The following is a 22,670-nucleotide window of genomic DNA, read 5'->3' on the forward strand; positions in this document are numbered from 1 at the left end:
ACCGCCCGATATCGGCCGGAAATCCCGTTCTGGTCGATGGGTATAACCCGCTGGTTCCTATGAATTCATATCGCGTTACTCACTGACCCCCTCTATGCACAGACCAATTCTCATTCTGGGCCTGGTCGCGGTTCTTGTTCTGGCAGCCGGTTGTATTGGGCTCGTCGGCCCCGACCCGAAGGTCGTGCAGGACTCCGCGACCCGGGACATCAGCCTCTCAAAAGGGCTCGTGTACAACGTGGACGCGGAGATCCGAAACGACGGAAGTGACGGAGACATCATCGTGACGGCGAGACTGATCGACGAGGAGAAAGGATTTACCCGCGACGAAATCTCGGTGCGGGTTTTCATCCCCGGAGGAGAGACAAAATGGGTCAGCCTCGTCCTGGATGGGGACGTCGGCAGGACGTACCGGCACAGTGTTGAGGTGCGGTAACAGGAGGTGCTGGCGGAAGGGTTTTTCGCCCCTCTTAGCACACTGATTTCAGGATGATCTCGATGTTAATCTCCTACATCTGCAGCAGATAACTGCTTCTCTCTATAATATTTGCATTTTTCTCGTAATGGACACTCTAGATGCAATGGATTTCTTGACCTGCAGATCGCTGCTGAAAAATCAAGGATCGCAAAGAGAAGTTTTCCCGGCTCGTCAACATCGAAGAGGGTATCTGCCAGATCCCGTACCTCCTTCTTCCTGCGGATCTCACCAGTGAGATGTAAGCCGAAAAATCTGTTTATGAATCGCGCTATATTTGCGTCCACAACACGGTGTGGTATCTTATAGCAGACTGTAAGAATTACACCGGAGACATATTCTCCCACCCCAGGGATGGCCTGTAGCCTACTTTCGCTGTCCGGGAATATCCCCTGATAATGCTCGACAACATATTTTGCTGCTCCGATAAAGTGACCCGATCGCCAGTGCAGCCCAAGGTGCTCTGTAACTTCTCTTATATCTGAAGGATCCGCTTCCGCGAGAGAGTAGATATTGGGATACTTCTGTAGGAATTGGGTATAGACTGGAACAACCTGATCTGCCCGAGTTCTATGAAGCATGAATTCTACAATCATTATTCGGTAAGGATCCCGGGTGCGACGCCATGGATAGTCTCTGTAATGTTTTTCACCCCAACGAAAAAGAGCAGATTGTAGCACCTTCATCTCACCCGATCTCATAGATTACCCACCACTGCCAGATCGCATGCGGTCCATGAAAAAGTGGTACTATGACTCTACCCCGTCTTTCCGGCCACTCTCTGCCAAGACCTGCAATATCGTTTTTGCCTGCAGGACCTGTTCTTTCTTAGGTTTCATCCCTCTCCCGGACATCTTCTGCATCCTCCTGAGAAGAGCGATATCCTCGTGAGAGAAACTCTCTGTCCCGGCAGCATCCCGGATGATTTTCAGCCACTTCTGGGGAGTCAGCTTTCTGATAAATTGTTCATAATCGATAGACTCCCCCAACAGTGCCGGCCCGTGCCCGGTTGCCGCCTCATTTGCTTGATCTGTACCGGAAGTCCCTGTCTCCTCAGTCCTGCAGCGGGTCCTGGCGTCACGCGCTCTTATGGTTTCTTTGTCGACCAGCTCAGACTTTAAAGCATCCGGGAGGGAGACGTTCTCCTTCAGCAGCGATTCCCAGCACTCCTCCTTCTTGCACCACTCAGTGATGTTCTTCCCTCCGGGAGGAGTCGTGATGTGTGCCTGCACTATCCGGGACAGAGCAGTAATGGCATTTTCAAGAGCCGGCGAGAGCCTCTGCTCCTTCCAGATCCGCTCTAGGTTAATGCGCTGATCTGTGAGTTTCGACAGAAGGGCAACTGTGTAAGTGACGATATTCGCCTTGTATCCACCATATTTCAGACCGTGGACGATCTTATCCGTGCGTCTGAAAAGAATTGCCTGTGCGATCAGGAGCCGGAAGTATTCGGCATCCGGAACAAACTCGCCCCGCTCCCTGTATTGGATAATGAAATCGCGGTAATTCTTCTCCGCACCGAGACTGACGATATGAGGCAACTGGTCCCAGGACTGTTCAAACTTTGCAAGATCTGTCTTGGTGAAACGCTGTCCGGTCGGGTTCTGCTCCCCAAATACCCTCCTCTGTTTTGGAGTGATTTTTCGTGCCTTATCATCCTGGTACTGCCCCCGGGCACGCTCATAATACCAGCGGGTTTCCAGCTGACTCCCTCTTTTCGCCGGAGCCCACATCTGACGGGATAACTTCTGAAGGGTAACATGGAAGGGATCGTTGGAGGTAAAGTCAGCGGTGTTTATTTTATTCTGGCTGTTGGCACATTCAGAGATCTTCGGAACAATATAATCGATATCCTCCGGATTTTTCAAGACGGTCAGTTTCACCTGAACGTAGACTCCTGATACATCCTTTTTGTCCTTTGTACGGGTGTGGTAGATCGATGCAGTTGTCTGCCCTCCATTCACGATCTGAAAATCCCGGATACGACGGATTCCCGGCACCCCGCTATCTGTATCCACCAGCTCGACACTTTCGGCAGTTGCAGATATTCCGTTATTGTATGCCAGGAACATATGCGGCTGGTTGAGAACTGTATCGCGGATCCCCTTGTTGACGTTTCCTCTCATCTGCAGGTAGGCGCGGACATTTCGCTCAAGAAGTCGGGGACCAAACTTCCCATAGAGATCTGCCAGAATGTCCGCTGGCATGATGCAGAGATATGAGGTGTATACCGGGTTCTCCTCTGGCATAGGGAGGCATAGGAGTGGTTTTCCGAAATCGCTGGCCAGATCAATCTCGATTGGTTCAAGTCGGTTCTCCGAACTTACCAGCCGATGCAGCCGCTGCATGTCCCAGACATGGCTGGAGATCCGGTATGAGCCGCATTCCTCATCCTCGATAGCGTCGATGCCGGCAATGCCATCGGTCAGGACAAACAGCCGGACGTGGGTGAGCCTGTTCCGGAGCTGGTATATGCGGTCGGCCAGGTCAAAAGCTGGCGAGGACTCCTCCAGATTCGCGTAATCACGCCGGATTGCCCTATCAAAGAATGTTCTGAGTCGTTTCAGCTGCTGCTGGAGATCCCCTTTCGCAACGCGGACAGGTGGACATTCACCGGTATAATGCGAAACAAACAGATCAAGGTTCTCATTATCATTGAAAAAAGCATATCCGTTAACTTTGATACCTCGCGCCTGATGGGTGCAGATCTCGCGGTCATCGATCTCTCCTGCATCGGCAAGGTATTCCATCATCAGATTTGTAAACTGCTCTTCCGAAAACGCCTCGGCATCCGTATCCCGGGAACCCGCTATGATATCCTGACAAAACTTCTCTGCAAACTGATTGAGTTCTGTATCACTCATTTCTGCACCCTGCAATTTTTATCCGGAATGTCTCATCATCCACGACAAAGGCAGCACAGGCAGAGAGACTCACTGAGTACTGAACGTCCCCCACCCCGTTAACAAGAGCCCGTTCGGTTATCCGGGGGAAACCTTCTCTGATATGGAAGATCTGCCCGGTGCGGTCTGTGTAGCCCGTATCCTCGTACCTGTCCCGGTGCTCATCCAGATAGCCTGCCTGAATCAGAAGATCCTCAAAAAGTGTGGTAGTAGTGGGGTCCCCGGACAGCTCATTACGGATACCATCAATAATCGCCGGTAGGGTCCCATCACCGTCACGCACTTCTCTGAGTGAAAGGTGATACAGGTATAACGCATCCAGACCGGTGTCATCCAGCTGCTGTTCACTTGCGATCGGCACTTTCTGATGCTGCTTGGCGATGCTGGTCTTCACCTCGATGGCAATGCCGGAGATCTGGAAGTCCTGCTGGGCTTTGCGCGGTCCGGTCCATGCTGGAACGGCCTGCCCGGCCCCGACAGCGGGTATGAGGTAATCCTGGAGGAACCTGAGCTCACCATACAGACCCCTTTGTGCAGCAGGGCTCAGCCCTTCCGGTCCGTACCGGTCGAGGAACTGCTGCCACATCTCCAGCCGCTGAAGAAGAGCCTTTAACATCGCCTTCTCCGAAGACTCGCGGGAACAGGAGGATACAACATCTTCCGTGAGTCGGGAGAAAATATCCTGATACCGGCGGTCGTTCAGAACCAGCTGGATTGTCGCATGGTGGCTCCTGTCTTCTGACAGGACGGTCTGCCGTATCTCAAAACCTTTCGAACGCGGGAGTGACCACTGGTTGATTACGCTTTCACGTCTGATCCGGATCAGGAGCATCCGGCTGTTATCCGGCACCTGCACACCAAGGAGGAAGTCAAATGCCGAATCCTGAAGTACTCGCAGCGTGAGAATATCCTCCCGGGTTGTGCCTCCGGCACGCTGCTCCAGATCGGCCCAGATCCGATCAAAGTCCTCAGCTGCCAAACTCCTGCTCCCAGTAGATATTATTCACCTTATACTCTATCTTTACATCCTTCGGGCTGTCAGGAATGCTGAATGCAAGCCCCATAACCGGTACTTCGACCTTTGGTGGTTCAGGGTCAAGCGGATAAATAAGAAGCAGCCCCCGCTGGGGAGACCGGATCTTCCGGATATATGGGCCGCTCGGATCTGTCAGGTTTGTCGGGTTTGCCGGATCCCCATCTTTCTTTGGGCGAATTTTCCGGTCAGGGTCAGCCTGCATCATCTGGAGAGCTTCATGGTGTTGTTCCGGGGTAAGATCAATAAATTCATGCTTGGGATCGATAATGTGCCCCTTGGTCAGCGCGTACTTCGAATCTGATGGACTTGGATCTTTACGCTTGGTGAGGCCAATCTCATGGCCACCAAGGGACAGAGTCCGGGTTGCCGTACTATTGTGGATCAGGGCAACCGTCCAGTGCGTAAGTTCACCATGGGACGACCGTTTTTGAATGTAATCTTTCAGGAGTCCCGGATTTGCCTTTCTGCAAGCTTCATGTATAATATACTCATTCAGCATCCCAAGGACAGCGGGGGTTGGCACATTTTCCCAGCGAAGATGCCTTTTGGTTGAATCAGAGGGGGAGGGACTGCCCAGACTTCGGATAAACTGATCGATCGCATTCAGATTATTTCTGAGAGTAACTGGATCTCTGTGGAAGAATACCGTTTCAATAAGGGAATTACCGTAAGATACGTTCATTACCGTCCCGTTCCGCATTTTATTAGCAGCGGTGATCAGCAGCCCGTCAGGATGTGTCCGGACACGGAGGCCGTAATCGGACGGAGTGCCGTTCAGGGTTGCCATATAGTCGAATTCACTCCGCAACTCCTCGGACGCGAGATTGATATGCTGATACCATTCGACCAGATCCCGGGATGTGTAGAGCCGGCAGAGATCGATATAGCCCGGGCGGAAACCAAACCACCGCCCCATCTGCATCAGTGTGTCGTACATCTTTGATGCCCGGAGGTAGTAACTGACGCTGAGCCCTTCCAGCGTCAGCCCCCGGGAAAGTTTGTCCCCGCCGATTGCAATAGCGCTCAGCCCGTCAGGATACTCGTTATAATCTAGGGCATCCTTTGCCGTCCCGTTGATCAGTTTGACCTGGATCCGGGCTGCAGCATCATACAGATATGACTGCACCTCATGCCATGTCACTTCGGTTATCAGTGGATCGCTAATCTGCTGCAGAACAGAACATGTCGTCGGAACATAGTCCGAATCCCAGAGATCCTTCATCTCCCCATAGATCCCCTCCGGGGACAGAGGATCAGTATATTCCAGCTGACGGCGCAACCGATTCAGTTCATCGTTGACCCGTCTCCCGACCTCTTTCTGAACATTAGTGTACCGGGTTACGTGGACCAGCATTGAGTTATGATTTTTCTGTTCACCGCGGGCTCTCCGGACAGCACATGAGAGGATGAAGGATTTTAACGCCTTCTTCAGGGATTCCGGGAGCTTCCCGGGGATGTGATCCTTTCCATGATCATCGGGGATGAACTTCCGGTAGTCATCGATTTTCCTGATTATCTGAAGATCGCTCCGGCTTTCCGCATCGTTCTCCCCGTTCCGGGAGAACCCGAAGATCTGCGACGGACCGATGTAATTTGGTGGTGGCGGGAGGTTTATGATGAAATCCCGAGGAAAGAGATCTTCACCGTGGGTCGTGGTCTCCCCCTCCGGGTAGATGAAAATATTGGCAAACGGTGTCGCGGTGTAACCCACATATGCACTCTTCTCAAAATGGCTCAGGAGAGCGCGTATTTTACCATTTATCGCACTGACGTCGTAATCATCAAGCGGAAGTCCGTTTTCGTCCCGTGGAATAGTTGTTGTGTTCACCGATGCATTATCCGCTTCATCATCGATGACGAGAAGGGGAATACCGTGTACAATTTTCTTCAGGGTATGGGAGTTTTCGTGCCCTCTGATATTAACAGCCCAGTTGATAAGATTTGCAAGAACAGATTTGTTCTTCTTGACGACAAGCAGAATGGGATCACTGCCCCCGAGCATTACCCCGGCCTGGGACGCGATTTTCCGGTTGAAGTCACCCTTATCTGCACTGCTGGTCAGAGAGTGAACTGTGATGAATTCCTCTCCTGGCAGCCTTCCGACACCAATCCGGAGATTTTGATGGTCAAAAGCACGATTCAGCTGAGTATCAAATCCGAGGAACCCTTGGTCAAGACGCAGTTGGGTCTGGCTTCGCAGACTCTTGTGCATACCGGCAAGAACAATAATAAGTCTGTATCCTGCATCGGCCGCTTTACAGATAAGCCCTGTATAATTTGCGGTCTTTCCTGACTGGACGTGCCCGACCACCATCCCACGGCGATCCCATGCTCCCTCCCGCTGCGGTTCTTCAAGCCGCTCAAGCACCCGATCGGTGAGATCGTCGAGAGTCATGATGCTCTGCTCGGAGAATCCTTTCTCCTCCATCAGATAGCGTTCGTACCGCTTCCAGAACTTCCATTCAATCTGGCTTTTTCTGTATGGTAGCCAGACGGTGTGATTCTTCTTTTCTTCCAGTATAGTTGCCGTGCCCCGCCAGACCTCACACCGGGACTCAATATCTCTGATCAGCCGATCTCTGTCCACAGAGTCCTGTTTCCCTTCTGCATGAAGCATCGCAAGGACAAGGTCTGCCTTCTTCTGAATGATTTCCGGGGTAGGACACGGTTCCCCTTTCAGCATAACAAGAACGAGCGAAACCGCCTCATCATACGCATCTGCCATTATCTTTCCTCCAGTGATTCGAAAAATGCTGATATATACTCAGGATAATCGCAGAAGGGTTCCATCCGAGCAAGCCTTTTCTCCGCCTCGGCAGCAGGGACTCCGGAATGTCTCATGGATAACCAGATCTCATTCATTACAGCACGAAGCTCCTCTGACGGACAGCCTTCGAAGGGACGGCGAAGTTTGTCAGGATTTTCTGTATTGTTTACGATAATTGTCGGGATCGGGACAGTTTCTTCAATCAGTTTCAGCATTGCCTCGATATTTTTCCTGTTATCAGCAGAGTTGGCGAGGGTGGCGGCAACAAGGGGGTGACTGCGGTTGACAGTGTAGAAGTATGTACCCTCCCTGACATTCGTATTCCACGGAAATACAAAATCCTCAGCAGCCTGACGCTCAATCACCTTTCCCCGGTGTCGGTACACCGCCGTGGCACGTTCGATCGTCAAACGGGCAATACGTTTGAAGTCTTCGCGGAGGTGAGCAGGAGGGCGGGCAACGGATTTTCTGACATCAATCTTCCAGTCTTCGTCCATTGTATTGGGGATATCCACGATTATCCGGGCAAGTTTTGTATGCGCTTCCTTCCGGAATCCGAGGCCGAGCCAGTCCCCGGCAACAATGAGGCGGTTATTACGATAGATGTAAAATCCCTGGCGGGCGTTCCAGCCCCCTGGTCCGCCTGCGGCCTCATATATCCGGTCGCTCAACTTTGATCGGTAAGGAAGAACAAACGGGCGGACAGTGATTTTTTTTCCTGAATGATTGAGAGGTTCTTCGGGAAGGAGCTGTGTTGCGGGGTGATTCCTGAGAAACGGATCCCACGGTGAAAGCGGGTGGTTATTGATAAAGATTTTCAGAAAATTCGGGCTCTCAAGGAATCGGTGAAATACCATGCCAAGATGACTTTTGACCGTATCAATGTACTCATAAAAGAGGTTCTCACGCCGTGAATCATCCTTCTCAGCCCCTCGGACCAGACGATCTATCTGCTCCCATAAAACGATTGTACCACTTTTCCCGGTTTCGAGGGCCGAGAAGATACTGTTACTATCCCGTGGATCCACCTTCTTTAATCGCCACTCGCCGCACTGGTTTACATAATCGAGATCCCAGATCCGGATAGCCGGTTCGTGTCCAGCGGCTTTCGATCCGACGGAGAGCTTCCGGCACTGTGAAAATGATGCGGTCTTCAGACCCAGTCCGAACCGGCCCAGATCGGCCGGGTCGCGGTCTTCCAACGGATTCCTGCTCCCCGGCCGCATAGCGGTAACCAGCCCGTCCTCGGCCATCCCACAGCCGTCGTCCATAATGGCAATGGTGGACTGCTCTCCATGCCATGAAAACTGAATGTGGATGTTGCGGGCACCTGCGGTAATACTGTTATCGACGATATCAGCGATCGATGCCTCAAGGCTGTAACCGAATGACCGTAACGATTCAATCAGCGCGCCAGGATCTGGGTTTACTACATCAAATGCGTCTGATATGGTGGAATTCATGCTAAGTCATTTCCTGGTGGCGCTGATCCGGAAAGGACAGCTCCCGTAATCGGAAATGACATGCAATGAAGATTAAATCTTTTGATCCTGATTTCAGACTTTGTCGAGCAGGATCTTGATTTCCCGTGCGATCCCCCTGGCCATCAGCGGAGGGACTGCGTTTCCAACCTGGACATACTGTGCCGTTCTCGGGCCTTCGAAGAGATAATTGTCAGGGAATGATTGGAGGCGAGCAGCTTCTCGCACCGTAAGGGAGCGTGCCTGCCTGATGTCCGGATGGATAAAATAGTGCCCGTCTTTAGAAAGATGAGCAACGACCGCATGGGAAAGCCCATCCCCGTCGACCACTTTGAACCGATCCCGGAACGAGGACCGGTTTTTATGCGTCTTCAGGTTCTCCGGCAGATCATCATAATGTAGACGTTTGCCTTCTTTCCACATCTGTATCGCAATTCGGTAGATCTCGCGGTCTCTATCGATGTGTGTCCGGGCAACATGATGTCGGACAGATTTCTGACCATTGCGAATCTCGTACTTCCGAAGGTATTTACACGGACACCCGAGTTTGTAACTCTGGGGGCCATCAGTACCCGCTCCGGGTTCGAGCTCAGGAAGATCTTTCAGCACGTTCCATACGTGATACGGGGGTTCATCGCATCCAAATACCGGATACTCAAAATCATATTCTTTCTTCCATCCTATGAAGATGATCCGCTTCCGGTTCTGCAGGACACCGAAATCCCGTGCATTCAGTATCTGCGGTTTGGCATTGGTGTAATATCCGAGACGATCGATCCTCCGGAGGAAGTCCGAATAAATTTCACCGTTTCTGGCGCTGATGAGGCCTGGGACGTTTTCAAACACAAATATCTCCGGCTCAAATTCGTTGATGAATCGAAGGTAATGGAGATACAGGTGATTTCGCGGATCGTTCCGCATACTTTCCGGGTCCCTGCCTCTCCCAATCAGGGAGTATGCCTGACAGGGCGGGCCTCCGATGATCACATCCACATCATCACGGCCAATTTCAGCAAGTCTGCCATAGACCTTTTTTACAATTGAATCCTCGGTCACGCGCGAAAGTTCACAGTTGATGACTCCGGAATCCGGGATGTCAAGCGATTTACACTCGTCAAGAAATTCATCCCGGGTCGTCTTCTGGTTATAGTAACGATCATAGATCTCCTGATGCCCTTTCGCGTGGAGTGCATGATATAGAGTCCGGGTTTCAAGCGTCCGGGCGGCGTGGGTGTTCATTTCGATATGCGAAACGATGTTGAAGTCATTCCGGAAGAAGCCCTCGGTGAGTCCGCCTGCGCCCGCGAACATATCCAGCACTACATACCGAGATGCCATTGGAACTCTCACCCTATACTCCTAACCGACCTTATGCTCCGAACCAAACTGAGATTTAGCCTGACAGGTAGTTTTGCCTGGATAAGTGATTAGAGTTTTCATTTTGCATTAAATCCCTGCCGTGCGGGGTGAAAGTAGAGATCTTGCCATAAACGGCTATAAATGCCCAAATGCACCATCAGCGAGACCCTCTTCCACTGGCAGTCCCAGAGCACCACGTCCGCGTCGTCACCGACCGGCCGGCGCTACATCGAGCACGAACGGCAGGAGAACCGGGTCCTCCTCTTCGTCCGGGAATACAACAAGGTCGACGGCATCACGCAACCGTATCTCTCCCTCGGAGCCGTCCGCTACGTCTCCCACGAGGGGAGCCGGCCCATGAGCATCACCTGGAAACTCGACCACCCGATGCCCGCGGGCTTCTTCCTGAAAGCGAACAAGATGGTGGTCGGCTAGCCCCGTCGAAACCTACTTCGTGGAGAACCGTCAGATCATGAAGGAATGAACTGCTGCCGGCACAGAAGGAGCGTGCTGCCATTCTGACGAACCCACGCTGCCCGGCCGTCCTGGTTCACGGCTGGCGGAGCCATCCCGGCATCTGGAACCGCCTTGCCCCCGCGCTCTCGGACGCCGCGGTGCCCTTCTGGAACTTCGACCACACCGCGATGCAGGGCGCCGGAACGGAGACGATCGCCCTTGCTCTCCAGGACTACATCCACACGAAAAGGGAGGAGACCGGCTACGTTGGCCCGGTCGATGTCGTCTGCCACTCGATGGGGACGTGCATCGCCCGCTACCTCCTCGAAGTTCTCGACGGCGATGCACGGGAGGAGGACGTCCGGCAGCTCGTCGGGATCGGCCCCCCGAACAACGGCTCGGCCATGGCCGAACTCTTCAACGACCCCGAGCAGGGCTCCGAAGTGATCCGGCGGCTTATCGGGGTCTTCGTGCCGGAGGACTACGACCCCGGGGAGGACACCATCGTCCAGGAGTTCCGCCCCCGGAGCAGGACGATTGCGGCTCTCCGCCGCGCCGGAACCCGCGACGACATCGCCTACCGGATCGTCCTCGGCGCGAACCTCACCGCGACCCCGGCGTTCTTCCCGGCGTTCGGCGGGAGAACCTGGGAGTTCGCCCCGGATGGCGGGTGGCGGACGACGTATGCCGGCGACGGCATCGTTCCCCACTCCGACTCGCACCTCCCGGGTGCACTGGTGGACGTCCTCCCTGGAGACCCGGCGAACCTCGCCCGAAACCCGGAGCTCTACTGCCACACCATGCTGCCGAGAAACCCCGAGGTTGTCGCCCGCGTCAGGGACTACCTTACTCTCGCTGCAGGGCCTGGCGTGCAGACTCCGCCCAGGCATTGATCGCCCGTTCGAGATCCTCGCCGGCCTTCCGTGCCGCTTGCTGGATATGGTCGTGTCCTTCGGGCGTCCCGAAGAGGTGCTGGCCTGTACTCACCACGTTGGTGACCGCCTTCCGGACCGACTCCGATGCCTCCTGCACCCGCTCCTCGATGGTAGGGACGGCCGATTCCGGTTCCTCCTCCGGTTCGGGGGCGGGGTCGACAACCCACCGCCCCTTTTCAAAGCGACCTTCAGTCTCGCTCATATGCGTGGATGTAGGTTAGCCCTGGATAAAAACCTGGCTTTCTGCACCGCCGTGCTTCCCAGCCGGGGGGATGCGCAGGTTCATTTACCCGGAGGACTACAATGGGTGTGATATGGTCTGGGTTGCCGCCGTCGAGGCATGCGGGCGAGTTCTCTCACCGGACACCTGCCGGTTCCGGGTTGTACGGGCCGTTGCGCTTGTGCTCCTCCTCCTCCTGATCGTTCCGCTCATCCTCGGCTCCGCCTTCGGCGTCTCCCCCGCGGCCGTCCTGGCCCTCATCGGATCGACCCTCCTCCTCCAGGCGGCCGCGGCCATCGTCGGCCTCTCGCTCGGGCTGCACCCGGCGGCCGTCCTTCTCTTCCTGACGTCGGTGGCCGCTGCCGTCCTGGTCGGCATCCTCGAGGTCTGCGACCTCTTCGCCGGGCGTTCCCGGATGATCCAGGGGCTTTTATCGAAGATCGACACGAAGACCGGGAGTATCGATTACCTGAAACGCTACGGCGCCCTGATGTTGATTCCGGTCATCTGGATCCCCGGGATCGCTCTCTATGGAACCCCGGTCGTCGCGTGGATCTTCCAGTACCCGCGGGCGGTCTCCCTCCTCTGCATGCTCGCCGGGTGGATGATCGCGATCCTCGCGGTCATGGCGGCGGCGATGGGGCTCGTCCGCCTGGCCTTCTGAGCGGGCCAGGGGGGTAAGGGTTTTATCGCCGGTATGCCGATGGGGAGCAGGGCGCCTCACCGGGGTGAGGTCCCCCTGCCGGCGCAAAATGACGGGGATGTGAAGAGATGGGGCGGGTGTATCGGGATATAACATGGACGGTCGGCAACACTCCGCTCGTCAGGCTGAACCGGATCACGGAGGGCGCTCCGTCCACCGTGGTTGCCAAACTCGAGTCGTTCAACCCGATGGGGAGCGTGAAGGACCGGATTGCCGTCGCGATGATCGAGGCCGCCGAACGGGACGGAACGATCCGGGAAGGGACGGTGATCGTCGAGCCCACCAGCGGGAACACCGGGATCGGGCTCGCGTCGGTCTGCGCCGCCCGGGGATATCGGCTCAGGCTCGTGATGCCCGAGACGATGAGCGTCGAGCGGCAGAAGACGCTCCGCGCCCTCGGGGCCGATCTGATCCTGACACCGGGCGCCGGGGGGATGGCCGGGGCGGTCCGCCGGGCGGCCGAGATCGCCGCAGAAGACCCGGGCGCCTTTTTCATCCCCCAGCAGTTCGAGAACCCGGCCAACCCCGCCATACACCGGATGACGACCGCCGAGGAGATCTGGCGCGACACCGACGGAGAGGCGGATGTCCTGGTCGCGGGTGTCGGAACCGGCGGGACGATCACGGGGATCGCGGAGGCGTTGAAAGCCCGGAAGCCCTCCTTTAAGGCAATCGCCGTCGAACCCGCCGAGTCCCCGGTCATCTCCGGGGGGAAGCCCGGGCCGCACCGGATCCAGGGGATCGGGGCCGGGTTCGTGCCGCGGATCTACCGGCCGGACCTGATCGACGAGGTCGTCCGGGTCACATCGGAGGAGGCGTTCGCCATGACACGCAGGCTTGCCCGCGAGGAGGGCGTCCTCGCCGGGATATCGTCCGGTGCGGCGGCACACGCTGCCTGCGAGGTCGCACACCGGCCGGAGTTCGAGGGGAAACTGATCGTCGTGATCCTCCCGGATACCGGCGAGCGTTACCTCTCCACCGGCCTCTTCGACTGAACAGAGGTGTAAGGTTGGGGATCAGGGAGGATATCCGGACAGTCTTTGCAAAAGACCCGGCGGCCCGGTCGGCGATCGAAGTGATCTGCTGCTACCCCGGCCTCCACGCGATCTGGGCGCACCGGATCGCGCACGCCTTCTATCGCCGCAGGCTCTACTTCCCGGCCCGGTTCGTCTCCCATATCTCGCGAGCGTTGACTGGAATCGAGATCCACCCCGGTGCGAAGATCGGCCGCCGGGTCTTCATCGACCACGGCTCGGGCGTCGTGATCGGGGAGACGGCGGAGGTCGGCGACGACGTCCTGATCTATATGGGCGTGGTGCTCGGCGGCACCGCGCTCGAGCAGACGAAACGGCACCCGACCATCGAGGACGGTGTCATCATCGGGTCGGGGGCGAGCGTTCTCGGCCCCATCACCGTCGGGCGCGGAGCGAAGATCGGGGCGGGTTCGGTCGTCGTCCACCCCGTCCCCGCCGGTGCGACGGTCGTGGGCGTGCCCGGCAGGCTCGCCGGCCCGAAGTGCCAGAAGGGCCAGGAGAGACTCGACCGTGGCGACCTCCCCGATCCGATGCTCCGGGTGGTCAGCCGCATGCTTGATAGGCAGAACCGGATCGAGGAGCGGCTCCGGGCGATGGAGCGGTCGGGACTGGTCGGCGGTAAACGGCAGGAGGAGATCGCGCTCGAGGAGAGTATCCGGGCGGCGCTTAAAGAGGTGATCGACCCGGAGGTCGGGATCGACGTTGTCGATCTCGGCCTGATCAAGGGGATCACCGTCCGGGACTCCTCGGTGCTCGTGGAGATGGTCCTGACCACCGCCACCTGCCCGCTCGTCGACTACCTTACCGACCGGATCCGGCGCCGGGTGCTCGACGTGAGCGGCGTCCGGGACGTCGAGATCCGGGTGTTCGACGAGCCATGGGACTGGGACCGGTTCTTCAGCCAGAGGGATGTTCTCAGGTGATCCTGATGTCCGGATACCCCTGCCGGAGAGAGGTCCGGGACCGCTATGGTCTCACTGGAGAGAACGGTTCCTGACCACCGGCGTGCCCGGAGGCGGCACGGAGGCTCGTGATCCGTCAACCGCCCCCGCCTGAGGCCGCAGGGTTCCCCGTCCGCAATGATACCGGCGGACGGTGCCTGCCCCCGCTTTGCCCTGCAAAAGCCTTCAAGGCACAGAGCATGAGGGAGGCCCGGAGCGTCTCGTGCGGGTACTTGATGACCTCGGCAATGCTCCGACCCTCGTGTGTCAGGGCCGCGTCGTTTCAGGGGCGAACCTTTTTTCCTGCCGCACGCCAGAGATCCGGTAACCATGAACAGCGACCTGAAGGCGGCCGTCCTCGAGCGGTGCCGGAAGATGGAGATCCCGCTCGTCGGGGTCGCGAGCACGGAGCGGTGGGAGAACCCCCCGTTCCGGCCCTGGATGCCGGAGGAGTTCTACCCGCAGTCGATCTTCCCCGAGGCCCGATCGGTGATCGTCATCGGTCTTCCTGTCCACCTCCCGGTGCTTGAGACCTCACCCTCCATCTACTACCATGAACTCTACAAAACCGTCAACGCCCTGCTCGACCAGTACACCTACCGGCTCGCCTCCTACCTCAACGACTGCGGCTACCCGTCGGTCTTCGTCCCCCGCGACGGTTACGGGAGCATCGAGGTGCTCCAGAAGAACCCCATCGCCTTCTTCTCGCACCGCCACGCAGCGCTCCTCGCGGGGCTCGGGACGTTCGGCGTGAACAACACCCTCCTCACGCCGGATTACGGCCCCCGGATCAGGTTCGGCTCGGTTCTCACCGCCGCGGACCTCCCGCCCGATCCGCTGCTCACGGAGAACCTCTGCACCCGGTGCATGCTCTGCGTCGAGGCCTGCCCCGTAGGCGCGCTCGACGAGCGGGACTACCCCGAGGGCCTCACCGACAAGGCGGCCTGCGCGGAGGACAGCGCCGAACTCGCCCGGCGCCACATCTCTCCCTGCGGGATCTGCATCAAAGTCTGCCCGATCGGGGATGACCGACGTCACTACGGGCACAGTACCGCTGCAGGTGACGGGGATCCGCGCTACCGGCGCGCCAGGGAACACGTGCAGAGATGCGGCGGGCTGTAAACCCGCCAAAAAAAGATTATTCTCTTCTTACTCTGCCCATCAACTGATCCATGAGTTCCGGCGCCCGGTCGCGCATGCCGAACCCGACGATGATGGCGATCGCCGCGCCGATGCCGATCCCGACTCCCCAGGCTATCGGGACGACGAAGACGTAGATGATCGAGAGGTCGAGCATGAGCTGCTGGAGCGCGAGGATGGCGACGACGAAGTAGAGGAAGGCTCGTAACAGCATCGCGATCAGTCCGAAGCCCTGGATGCTCTGCGTCTCCCCCATGTTCTGGAGTAGGTCCAACAGCCAGTCGATCAGGATGAACCCGGCGACCAGGATGATGAGGAACGCGACGACGTTCGGGATGTAGGCTACGATGGCCGCGACCGCTGCTGTCAGGGCCGGGATCTGCAGGACGCTGACCGCCGTGAGGATTGCGATGAGGTAGATGAACCAGCGGACGATGAGGTCGAAGAGGCGGCTTATGTTCATCGTGGAACGTTCGATCTGCTGGCCGACCGACGTCTTCCGGAGCGCGTCGTCGACGCCGATCCGGTCGAGAACTCCGGCAACGACCCTCCCAAGGATGCGTCCGAGGATCCAGCCGATGATCAGGATGACGATCGCTGCAATGAGGTTTGGCAAAAACAGAATGACGTTACGGGCCAGTTCTTGAACCGGCTCTAACACCTGAGCCGAAAGGTCTCCATTTGTCACGGTATATCACCGGGAGAAGGATCTAGGAGGTACTATATATACCTTAATGCCCCGGCCACCCGGGGAGCGCGGGGAGACCGTAGCCAGGGGAGTGCGACGGGCGTGAGCACCGCCAGGTGCGAGCACCCGGAGTTTGAGCACCGATAGGTGCAAGCGCCTTCTCAGAAAGGGGGGGTGACGGAGAGGTTACTCCTGAGCCCCGGCCGCTGCTATCGCCCGGGATCGCCCGGTGAAGCGGTACATCAGCGCGAGGATCGCCGGCATGACGACGATTGCGCCCACGAGCGAGAACCCGACCGATATGACCGTCACGATCCCGAAGTTGCTGATGATGTTGAACGTCGAGAACGTGAGCGCCGAGAACCCGAAGACCGTCGTCAGCCCCGATACCGTGATGGCCGTCCCGATCTTCTGCACGGCGGTCTGAATTGCATCGAGGAACTCCATGCCCCGGGCGAGTTCCTCCTCACACCGCTCCATGATCAGGATGGTGTACTCGGACGCGACGCCGATCGTCATCGAACCGAGGACGGCGGTCAGCGGTGTATATTCGAGGCCGAGGAGGTACATGATCGCGCCGTTCCAGCCCACGATGAAGACGATCGGAATGACCGGCGAGACGGCGCCGAACTTCCGGTAGACGAGAATCAGGAAGCCGAGGATGAAGGCGAACCCGAGCAGGGTCATATACACCCTGGACTCGCTGATGTCGTCCATGACGGCGGCAAACATCTCCATCTGGCCGGTGATCTTCACCGTCACGCCGGCCGGCGGGTTGTTCCACGCGACGTCGCTCTGTACCCTCTCGACGAGGCCGCGGGCGACGCTCATCTCCATATCAACCGTCGAAAACTCGAGCACCGCTTCCAGATTCCCGTTGAGGTAGCGTTTCAGGGTCGATTCCGGGATCCGGGCAATGACGTTGTCGACCTCCCTCTCGGTCGAGGGGAGTACCCCGTTGTTGTACTCGCGGACCAGGGTCGCGATGCTCGTGACGCCCGTGATCTTGTCATTATGCTCCTGCTCGTAGACCCCGAACCGATCTATCCAGGCGAGCGTCTCCGGAGAGAGTACGTCGTCCGCGAGCACGATGACGGGGATGGTGCTCGTCGAACCCATGACCCGGGTGAGTTTTTCGAGGGAAAGAAGGGCGGGCATATCGCCGGGGACGAAGGTCTTCTCGTCCGCGCTGACGGGGACGCTCTGGTCGAGGTAGAACCCTCCTGCCGCCACAACCGCAAAGAGCATGATGACGGGGATCGGGTATTTTGCGACGGTGTAGGCGAGCCGCCCGAGAAGACGGTCGTATCGCTCGATGGTGGATTCTCCCTTCGCCGGTTCGGTTCCGGCGGCTGCGGCCTCCTTCCTCGGCCGATAACGGGTGACGATCGCAAAGACCGGGACGATGATCAGCGCCGCGATGTAGCAGGAGACGACCCCGATGGTGCAGACCATCCCGAAATCGGCCACCATCGGTACCGGCGCAAAGAACATCGCGATGAACCCGAGCGCCGTCGCCGACATCGCGATCAGGATCGACGGCCCCATCTGGGTAACGGTGGCCCATACGGCCTCTGCAGTCGGTTTGCTCTGAATCTCCTCGTCGAACCGTGCGTGGAGCTGGATCGCGTAATCGATCCCGATCCCGATGAGTACCGGGAACGCCCCGACCACCACCATGCTGATGGGAATGCCGAAGAGACCCATGAACCCGAAGGTCATGATCAGCCCCACGGCCACGATCCCGACCGGGAGAAGGCGGTAGCGAACGTGGGAGAAGAGGAGCATCACCGCGAGAACCATCAAGATCATGGCCACCAGGATCAGCATGCCCGTCTCGGATCCCATCGCCTCGCCCATCTCCAGCGAGAACGCAGGGTTGCCGGATACCGTGACCGTGAGCCCTGCTGGGGGCTCCGATATGGCGATGATGGACTTGATGCTCCCGACAACCTGTTGCTGCGCCTCCATGGAGACCCCCGGTTCGAGGTTGATGACGCTGATCGTCATCAGGTCAGAGGGCAGCATCCTCTCGACCATCTCGGGTGGAGCCTGGCCGATGATCGCATCGATCTCAGCCTTGGACGACGGGAGGGTGCCGTCGTTCGCCTGTTTCAGGAGGTCGACGACGCCGGAGACGGAATCTACGTAGCGTTCGTTCCTGAGGTCTTCCTGGAGATGGTCGATGTACCCGAGAATCTCCGGACTCCGGACGCTGTCCGTCTCGTAGATGAGCATGATCGCGTCGGAGCCGTAGGTTTCGGCGTAGTGGGCGAGGAGCGCGCCGCGGGGGGTGCTCTTGTCCAGGTAGGCGTCGTCACCGGTCTCCATCGAGACCATCGAGAGCCCGAAGCACGCCAGGATGAATATGGCGGCGGCGACCCCGACGACGGTCCAGGTACGGTTGTTGATCGCGGCGGCAAGCCACTCGTAGGGGTTCTTCATACGTGCTCCTCCGCCGCCTTCTCCCCGTACTCCCCGATGATCGCAATGGTCACCGCGTGAGCAATCTCGCCATCGCTCCTGCCGGCGGGCTCGATCCCGTAATCTTTTGCCATGTCCCGGAGTCTTGCGGGGTTGAGGATCCGGTAGCCGTGGCCGCCCTCCCCGGATGTAACCATTGTCATGAGGACGGACGAGAGCAGGGACGCTGCGGACTCTTCATCCATGGCGAGACGGTGCAACAGGGCTACAGCCCGCCGGCAGTCCGGCGGGGGGATGAATCCCGCCTCGATCCAGACCTGGTCGGTCTCCTCGATACGCGGCTCTTTGCAGGATTTTTTGCGATAAACCGGTCTTCTGCACGGTGATTCCCGGGAACCCCGGCAGGATCCGGTATTACAGGTGGTTGCGCAGTTCACGTCTCTCCTCGTGATAAGTGACTCTCTTGCTGGAGGTAGTGTTTTTAAGGGACAGGATATGAACCTGCTGCAACTCCGGCGGGGACAGGTTCTGCGATCTGCATGTCTACACCGGTATCGGCGACGGCGGGAACCTGAACGAAGTTCTCCACCTCATCTCCACTTACAAAGAGGTACGAAATGTCATCTTCAAGGAGGCCATTTTCTCCGGGAACGGGGCGCTCCCGGGCCTCAACGCCGGAGGCAGAGAGAACTTTTGATTGCGGCGAGGCGCCGTGGCTGCTACGAGTATCCCCAAAAGATCATGCGCCAGCGGTTCGCGTTCGCGGGAAAACCGGGCACCAGCAAGGCCGCTGCGATCGAGTACCTGCGAAAGGCAGAGGCTGCCCGTTGCCCGGGAGACGGGTGGTTCGGGCGACGGCTCAGCCACACCCGGCCCCCGCTCGTCCGTTGCCGCTGGATACGCTCCAGGGCCTGCCGGCGATGGTTCTCCCGGTTTTCGGAGGGAAGATACATGCGAGCATCTGTTCTGGTGGTATCGCTCTTCTATGCTGCTCCCGTTCGTCCTTGCGGAACGGCCTTCTTCCGAAGGTGAGTATGCCCGGCCGGGCGCCCCGGCACGTTCTGCAGGGCCCGAATCACAGACGGTGTGACTCCGGTTTCTGGCAGGAGGCTGCTCCGGTGAAGGGCAGCCTTGCGAGGAGAGTCGAACCCTCTCTCGCCGGTATATCCGTATCTCGTCGCAACTCATAAGTGTGTTGCAACCAAACGGAGGTGCAATGGTTGCGGAAATAGTGCCCGGGCTCCGGGCTCTCGGGATGAACGAATACGAGGCAAGCGTCTACTCCACGCTCGTCGGGCTGCAGAAGGCGACCGCACGGGACATTCACGAGGCAAGCGGAGTCCCCCGGGGACGGATCTATGAGATCTTAAATGACCTTGCCCGCCGGGGTTTCATCGCGGTTGAAGAGGGATCCCCCACCTCCTACTACGTGCTCGAGATCGACGTGGTCTTCGACCGGCTCAAAGAGGACTACATCCGCGCCCTCGACGAGACCCGCGAGGCGCTCAAGAGCCTCTCGGTCAAACCGCGTCTCCCGCCCGACTCGTTCTTCATCCTCAGGAGCGGCTGGGCAATCGAGAACCATCTCTCCTCGCTCTTCCGCCGGGTAAAGAAGAGCATGGTGATCCTCTGCTACGATCCGGAATTCCTCCGGAAACACTATGCGGCCATCAAGCCGCTCGAGCGCAAGATAAACCTCTTCGTGGTCGTGCGGGAGAAGGGGGATTATGCCGGCATCAGCCTCCCTATATACGAGGCCAGGGGAACCGTGCTCGAGCTCCTTGAAACTCCGGCGGTGAACGAGTCCGTAATGGGCCAGAGAAGAGATGAGTGCGCGCTATTGGTCGACGGTCGTGACTTCTTCGTCATCGCCACGGTGGGGTCCGGGCGGCACGCGGTGATCGGATCGGATATGCCGATCATCGGTTACATGCAGAAGACGATCGTCGAGCGGCTCACCGGGGCGTGAGGGGCACGAGCGGTGACCTGCCCGGATAACGTTCGGTAACCGCATGCATCGCCTTCACGGTGGCTTCTCGTTCTGCCTGTCGGGGACGCGGACTACCTTTAGCCGTTCGCGAAGTGCCGGTATGTCGGAACGTGCCGTTTCCCAGACGATCTCAAGGCTGACGCCGAAGTAGTGATGAATAAGTTTGTCCCGCATTCCAGCGATGAAGCGTCACGGGACTTCAGGATATTGTTCTTTGAACGGTCCCGGGAGGTTCTTAACCGCCTCTCCGAGGATCTCCAGGTTTCTTGTGACTGCGTCCTGTGTCTTTGTGTCGGCGAGAAACTCACCGTAGGTCATGCCTGTGGTATACCGGAAGATGCGTTCGACAGCCTCGGTGATGTCGCTGCAGAGGAGGCGGATCTCCGAGCGTTCAGGCATACGCAACCTCGGCGGCTACCCGCTCACGGATAAGTGGCTTAAGGGCGTCAGGCGTCACCAGGTCAACGGGAGCGCCGAGATGGAGCGATAAATACTCCTCGAGTTCGACGAAGGTGAAGAACCCAACCGGTCGGGAGAACTCGACGAGGATGTCGATATCGCTTGTCTCGGTCTGCTCACCGCGTGCGACCGAGCCGAAGATACCGATCCGGCTGACCGAGAACCGCGTGGAGAGTTCATCCCTGAGCCGTTGCAGAATCGCGAAGATCTCTTCCCGGGACCGCATGGTTACTGGTATTCTGTCAGGGAGGCATTAATGAGTTGCTGCAAGAGGGGAGGGCGGCCGGCCGCCGCCGCCCCCTTACGCGCTCTCCGGGTTCACGACCCGCCCTGCAAAGAGAATCGTGCCGGAACCCTCCTCGACGATGAGGAAGACAAACGGGTGGTCCGCCCGGAAGACGGGCGTTGTGTCCCCGCCGGGCGCGCTCTTTATGTTCATGACGACGCCGGTCGCCGCCGCGGCCTCGGTGCCCTCCTCGTTCACGTCGACGAATACCTTGTGGACGACCTCGCTGATGAAGAGCATGTCAGTGCCGTCCATCCCCGAGAAGTCGGCATCGCCGGAGAACGCCGTCGGCATCCCCATCGCGGCGAGCGCCTGTGGGAGGCTGTACGTCGTCTCAAGCGTGAACTTCGGGAAGACGACCCTGACGCGCCGGTCGGCGAGCGTTTTCCGGAGTTCGGCGAGTGTCCCCGCATCCAGCGCCTCCTCTGCCGCCGTCAGGTTGTCATCCCGCGGGAGGAGGACGAGCATCGAGAGTTCGGTTCCGTTCCCGTGCGCATACGGCATCCTGAGCGCCTGGAGGGTCTTGGTCTCGGCATATCCGTAGATTGCATCCTCGTCTGTCCGGTGCATCATCGGTACCCGCACCGTCTCGCCCGGAGCGACCTTGAACTCCTCATCGGTCGTCTCGGCTGGGTCGAACTGCTTGACCCAGGTGCCCTTGAAGTAGATCGCGTTCGTGATCACGAGCCGGGTCATCGGGTTGACCGAGCCGGGCGGGAGGAGGTCGCGGATCTTATTCTCGGTCTTCTCCTCTACCCAGCGGTTGATCGTCTCGCGGGACGCTTCGGTATCGCCGATGAAGTCGAGGTTCGTCACGTTTGCCGAGTACCGCCGGGCGGCCGTATCGACGTATCCCGGGAGGAACGGGTATGTCTCCTCCGCCCAGAGGGCGTTTGCGGTGCGGAGGGTGTAGGTCTCGTCCCCGTCGTTCAGGACGGCGTCGAGCCCGGCAAACCCTGCCCGCCGGAGGGTCTCGTTCTGTGGCAGGTGGAGCACCGACCCGATCTCGTCGGCGGTCGTGCCCCGGGCGCCCTCGTAGGTGATCGCGAGGGCCGAGGAGATGCTGTAGGGCGAGAAGAAGATGTTCTTGCCCGCATTCCCCGGGTCGCTCGCGAGGTGCCGGTAGAGGTCGGCCGCGAACCGGTTGTTCCCCGCCGAGACGTTGCCTGTGCCTTCCGCAACCGGCCCCGGCGTCTCCTGCCCGGCGGGAGGGGCCGACTGCCCGGACGTGGTTTGCGGCGTATCGGTGCACCCGGCAACGATGCAGCCGATCACGATGAGGCCTGCGAGAAGCAGCAGGCCGCTGATCCTTCTGTTCATGCTGTGTGATATGGCACACCGGATAATTATGCCTGGCGTTAACGACGAACGTC

20 protein-coding genes and 1 pseudogene are annotated in these 22,670 nt (G+C 58.4%); 8 read left to right on the forward strand and 13 right to left on the reverse strand.

Annotated features, from left to right (window positions below; translation table 11 throughout):
* The first annotated feature begins 94 nt into the window (after positions 1-94).
* Positions 95-436, forward strand: coding sequence for a hypothetical protein (locus tag MCUHO_RS11485; RefSeq protein ID WP_067078470.1), 342 nt, complete (start codon positions 95-97; stop codon positions 434-436).
* 65 nt (positions 437-501) lie between these two features.
* Here the strand turns inward: MCUHO_RS11485 and MCUHO_RS12475 are convergent, their stop codons facing one another.
* From MCUHO_RS12475 to MCUHO_RS11510, 6 genes are all read right to left on the reverse strand, one after another.
* A complete protein-coding gene (locus tag MCUHO_RS12475) occupies positions 502-1,071 on the reverse strand; it encodes an HhH-GPD family protein (RefSeq protein WP_201786430.1) in 570 nt (189 codons plus the stop codon).
* A gap of 153 nt (positions 1,072-1,224) precedes the next feature.
* On the reverse strand, positions 1,225-3,339 hold the full coding sequence (locus tag MCUHO_RS11490) for an AIPR family protein (RefSeq protein WP_067078472.1): 2,115 nt from the start codon (positions 3,337-3,339) through the stop codon (positions 1,225-1,227).
* Positions 3,332-4,357 (reverse strand): PD-(D/E)XK motif protein, encoded by a 1,026-nt coding sequence (locus tag MCUHO_RS11495; RefSeq protein WP_067078476.1) that lies wholly within the window; start codon positions 4,355-4,357, stop codon positions 3,332-3,334. The genes MCUHO_RS11490 and MCUHO_RS11495 overlap by 8 nt, the downstream gene beginning before the upstream one ends.
* Positions 4,347-7,139 carry a Z1 domain-containing protein gene (locus MCUHO_RS11500; RefSeq protein ID WP_067078479.1) on the reverse strand — a complete coding sequence of 931 codons (2,793 nt, stop codon included), beginning with the start codon at positions 7,137-7,139 and terminating at the stop codon, positions 4,347-4,349. The genes MCUHO_RS11495 and MCUHO_RS11500 overlap by 11 nt, the downstream gene beginning before the upstream one ends.
* Complete coding sequence (locus MCUHO_RS11505) at positions 7,139-8,644, reverse strand: ATP-binding protein (RefSeq protein WP_067078481.1); 1,506 nt, start codon at positions 8,642-8,644, stop codon at positions 7,139-7,141. The genes MCUHO_RS11500 and MCUHO_RS11505 overlap by 1 nt, the downstream gene beginning before the upstream one ends.
* A 93-nt stretch (positions 8,645-8,737) precedes the next feature.
* Positions 8,738-10,000: a DNA cytosine methyltransferase gene (locus MCUHO_RS11510; protein ID WP_067078483.1), complete on the reverse strand. Its 1,263-nt coding sequence runs from the start codon at positions 9,998-10,000 to the stop codon at positions 8,738-8,740.
* Positions 10,001-10,162: 162 nt separating this feature from the next.
* On the opposite strand from MCUHO_RS11510, the gene MCUHO_RS11515 reads away from it, so the two are divergent.
* Complete coding sequence (locus MCUHO_RS11515; protein WP_067078486.1) at positions 10,163-10,456, forward strand: DUF3427 domain-containing protein; 294 nt, start codon at positions 10,163-10,165, stop codon at positions 10,454-10,456.
* Between the two features lie 110 nt (positions 10,457-10,566).
* Positions 10,567-11,370, forward strand: a complete 804-nt coding sequence (locus MCUHO_RS11520) for an esterase/lipase family protein (protein ID WP_328585638.1) — start codon at positions 10,567-10,569, stop codon at positions 11,368-11,370.
* Here the strand turns inward: MCUHO_RS11520 and MCUHO_RS11525 are convergent.
* Entirely contained in the window at positions 11,324-11,614 is a 291-nt protein-coding gene (locus tag MCUHO_RS11525) for a hypothetical protein (protein ID WP_067078489.1), read from the reverse strand. The genes MCUHO_RS11520 and MCUHO_RS11525 overlap by 47 nt on opposite strands.
* Positions 11,615-11,684: 70 nt before the next feature.
* Between MCUHO_RS11525 and MCUHO_RS11530 the strand changes: the two genes are divergently transcribed.
* From MCUHO_RS11530 to MCUHO_RS11545, 4 genes are all read left to right on the forward strand, one after another.
* A complete protein-coding gene (locus MCUHO_RS11530) occupies positions 11,685-12,296 on the forward strand; it encodes a hypothetical protein (RefSeq protein WP_161485899.1) in 612 nt (203 codons plus the stop codon).
* Positions 12,297-12,403: 107 nt separating this feature from the next.
* Positions 12,404-13,330: a cysteine synthase A gene (cysK, locus tag MCUHO_RS11535; RefSeq protein ID WP_067078494.1), complete on the forward strand. Its 927-nt coding sequence runs from the start codon at positions 12,404-12,406 to the stop codon at positions 13,328-13,330.
* A gap of 14 nt (positions 13,331-13,344) precedes the next feature.
* Positions 13,345-14,292: a serine O-acetyltransferase gene (cysE, locus tag MCUHO_RS11540; RefSeq protein ID WP_067078496.1), complete on the forward strand. Its 948-nt coding sequence runs from the start codon at positions 13,345-13,347 to the stop codon at positions 14,290-14,292.
* A 348-nt stretch (positions 14,293-14,640) separates the two neighbouring features.
* Positions 14,641-15,432 (forward strand): 4Fe-4S binding protein, encoded by a 792-nt coding sequence (locus MCUHO_RS11545; protein ID WP_067078498.1) that lies wholly within the window; start codon positions 14,641-14,643, stop codon positions 15,430-15,432.
* Between the two features lie 16 nt (positions 15,433-15,448).
* On the opposite strand, the gene MCUHO_RS11550 is transcribed toward MCUHO_RS11545, so the two are convergent.
* The 3 genes from MCUHO_RS11550 to MCUHO_RS11560 form a co-directional block, all read right to left on the reverse strand.
* On the reverse strand, positions 15,449-16,138 hold the full coding sequence (locus MCUHO_RS11550) for a mechanosensitive ion channel family protein (RefSeq protein ID WP_067078500.1): 690 nt from the start codon (positions 16,136-16,138) through the stop codon (positions 15,449-15,451).
* 186 nt (positions 16,139-16,324) lie between these two features.
* A complete protein-coding gene (locus MCUHO_RS11555) occupies positions 16,325-18,583 on the reverse strand; it encodes an efflux RND transporter permease subunit (protein WP_067078502.1) in 2,259 nt (752 codons plus the stop codon).
* Positions 18,580-18,999, reverse strand: coding sequence for a hypothetical protein (locus MCUHO_RS11560; RefSeq protein WP_235808260.1), 420 nt, complete (start codon positions 18,997-18,999; stop codon positions 18,580-18,582). The genes MCUHO_RS11555 and MCUHO_RS11560 overlap by 4 nt, the downstream gene beginning before the upstream one ends.
* Before the next feature lie 779 nt (positions 19,000-19,778).
* Between MCUHO_RS11560 and MCUHO_RS11565 the strand changes: the two genes are divergently transcribed.
* Positions 19,779-20,531 (forward strand): TrmB family transcriptional regulator, encoded by a 753-nt coding sequence (locus MCUHO_RS11565; protein WP_067078507.1) that lies wholly within the window; start codon positions 19,779-19,781, stop codon positions 20,529-20,531.
* A 54-nt stretch (positions 20,532-20,585) separates the two neighbouring features.
* On the opposite strand, the pseudogene MCUHO_RS11570 reads toward MCUHO_RS11565, so the two are convergent.
* From MCUHO_RS11570 to MCUHO_RS11580, 3 genes and pseudogenes are all read right to left on the reverse strand, one after another.
* Positions 20,586-20,951, reverse strand: a pseudogene (locus MCUHO_RS11570) (HepT-like ribonuclease domain-containing protein).
* Positions 20,944-21,237 (reverse strand): nucleotidyltransferase family protein, encoded by a 294-nt coding sequence (locus tag MCUHO_RS11575; RefSeq protein WP_067078509.1) that lies wholly within the window; start codon positions 21,235-21,237, stop codon positions 20,944-20,946. Before MCUHO_RS11575 ends, MCUHO_RS11570 begins: the two are co-directional and overlap by 8 nt.
* Positions 21,238-21,312: 75 nt before the next feature.
* Positions 21,313-22,617: a serpin family protein gene (locus MCUHO_RS11580; RefSeq protein WP_067078513.1), complete on the reverse strand. Its 1,305-nt coding sequence runs from the start codon at positions 22,615-22,617 to the stop codon at positions 21,313-21,315.
* Positions 22,618-22,670 lie beyond the last annotated feature (53 nt).

Source organism: Methanoculleus horonobensis (genome assembly GCF_001602375.1).
GTDB classification, from domain to species: Archaea; Halobacteriota; Methanomicrobia; order Methanomicrobiales; family Methanoculleaceae; genus Methanoculleus; species Methanoculleus horonobensis.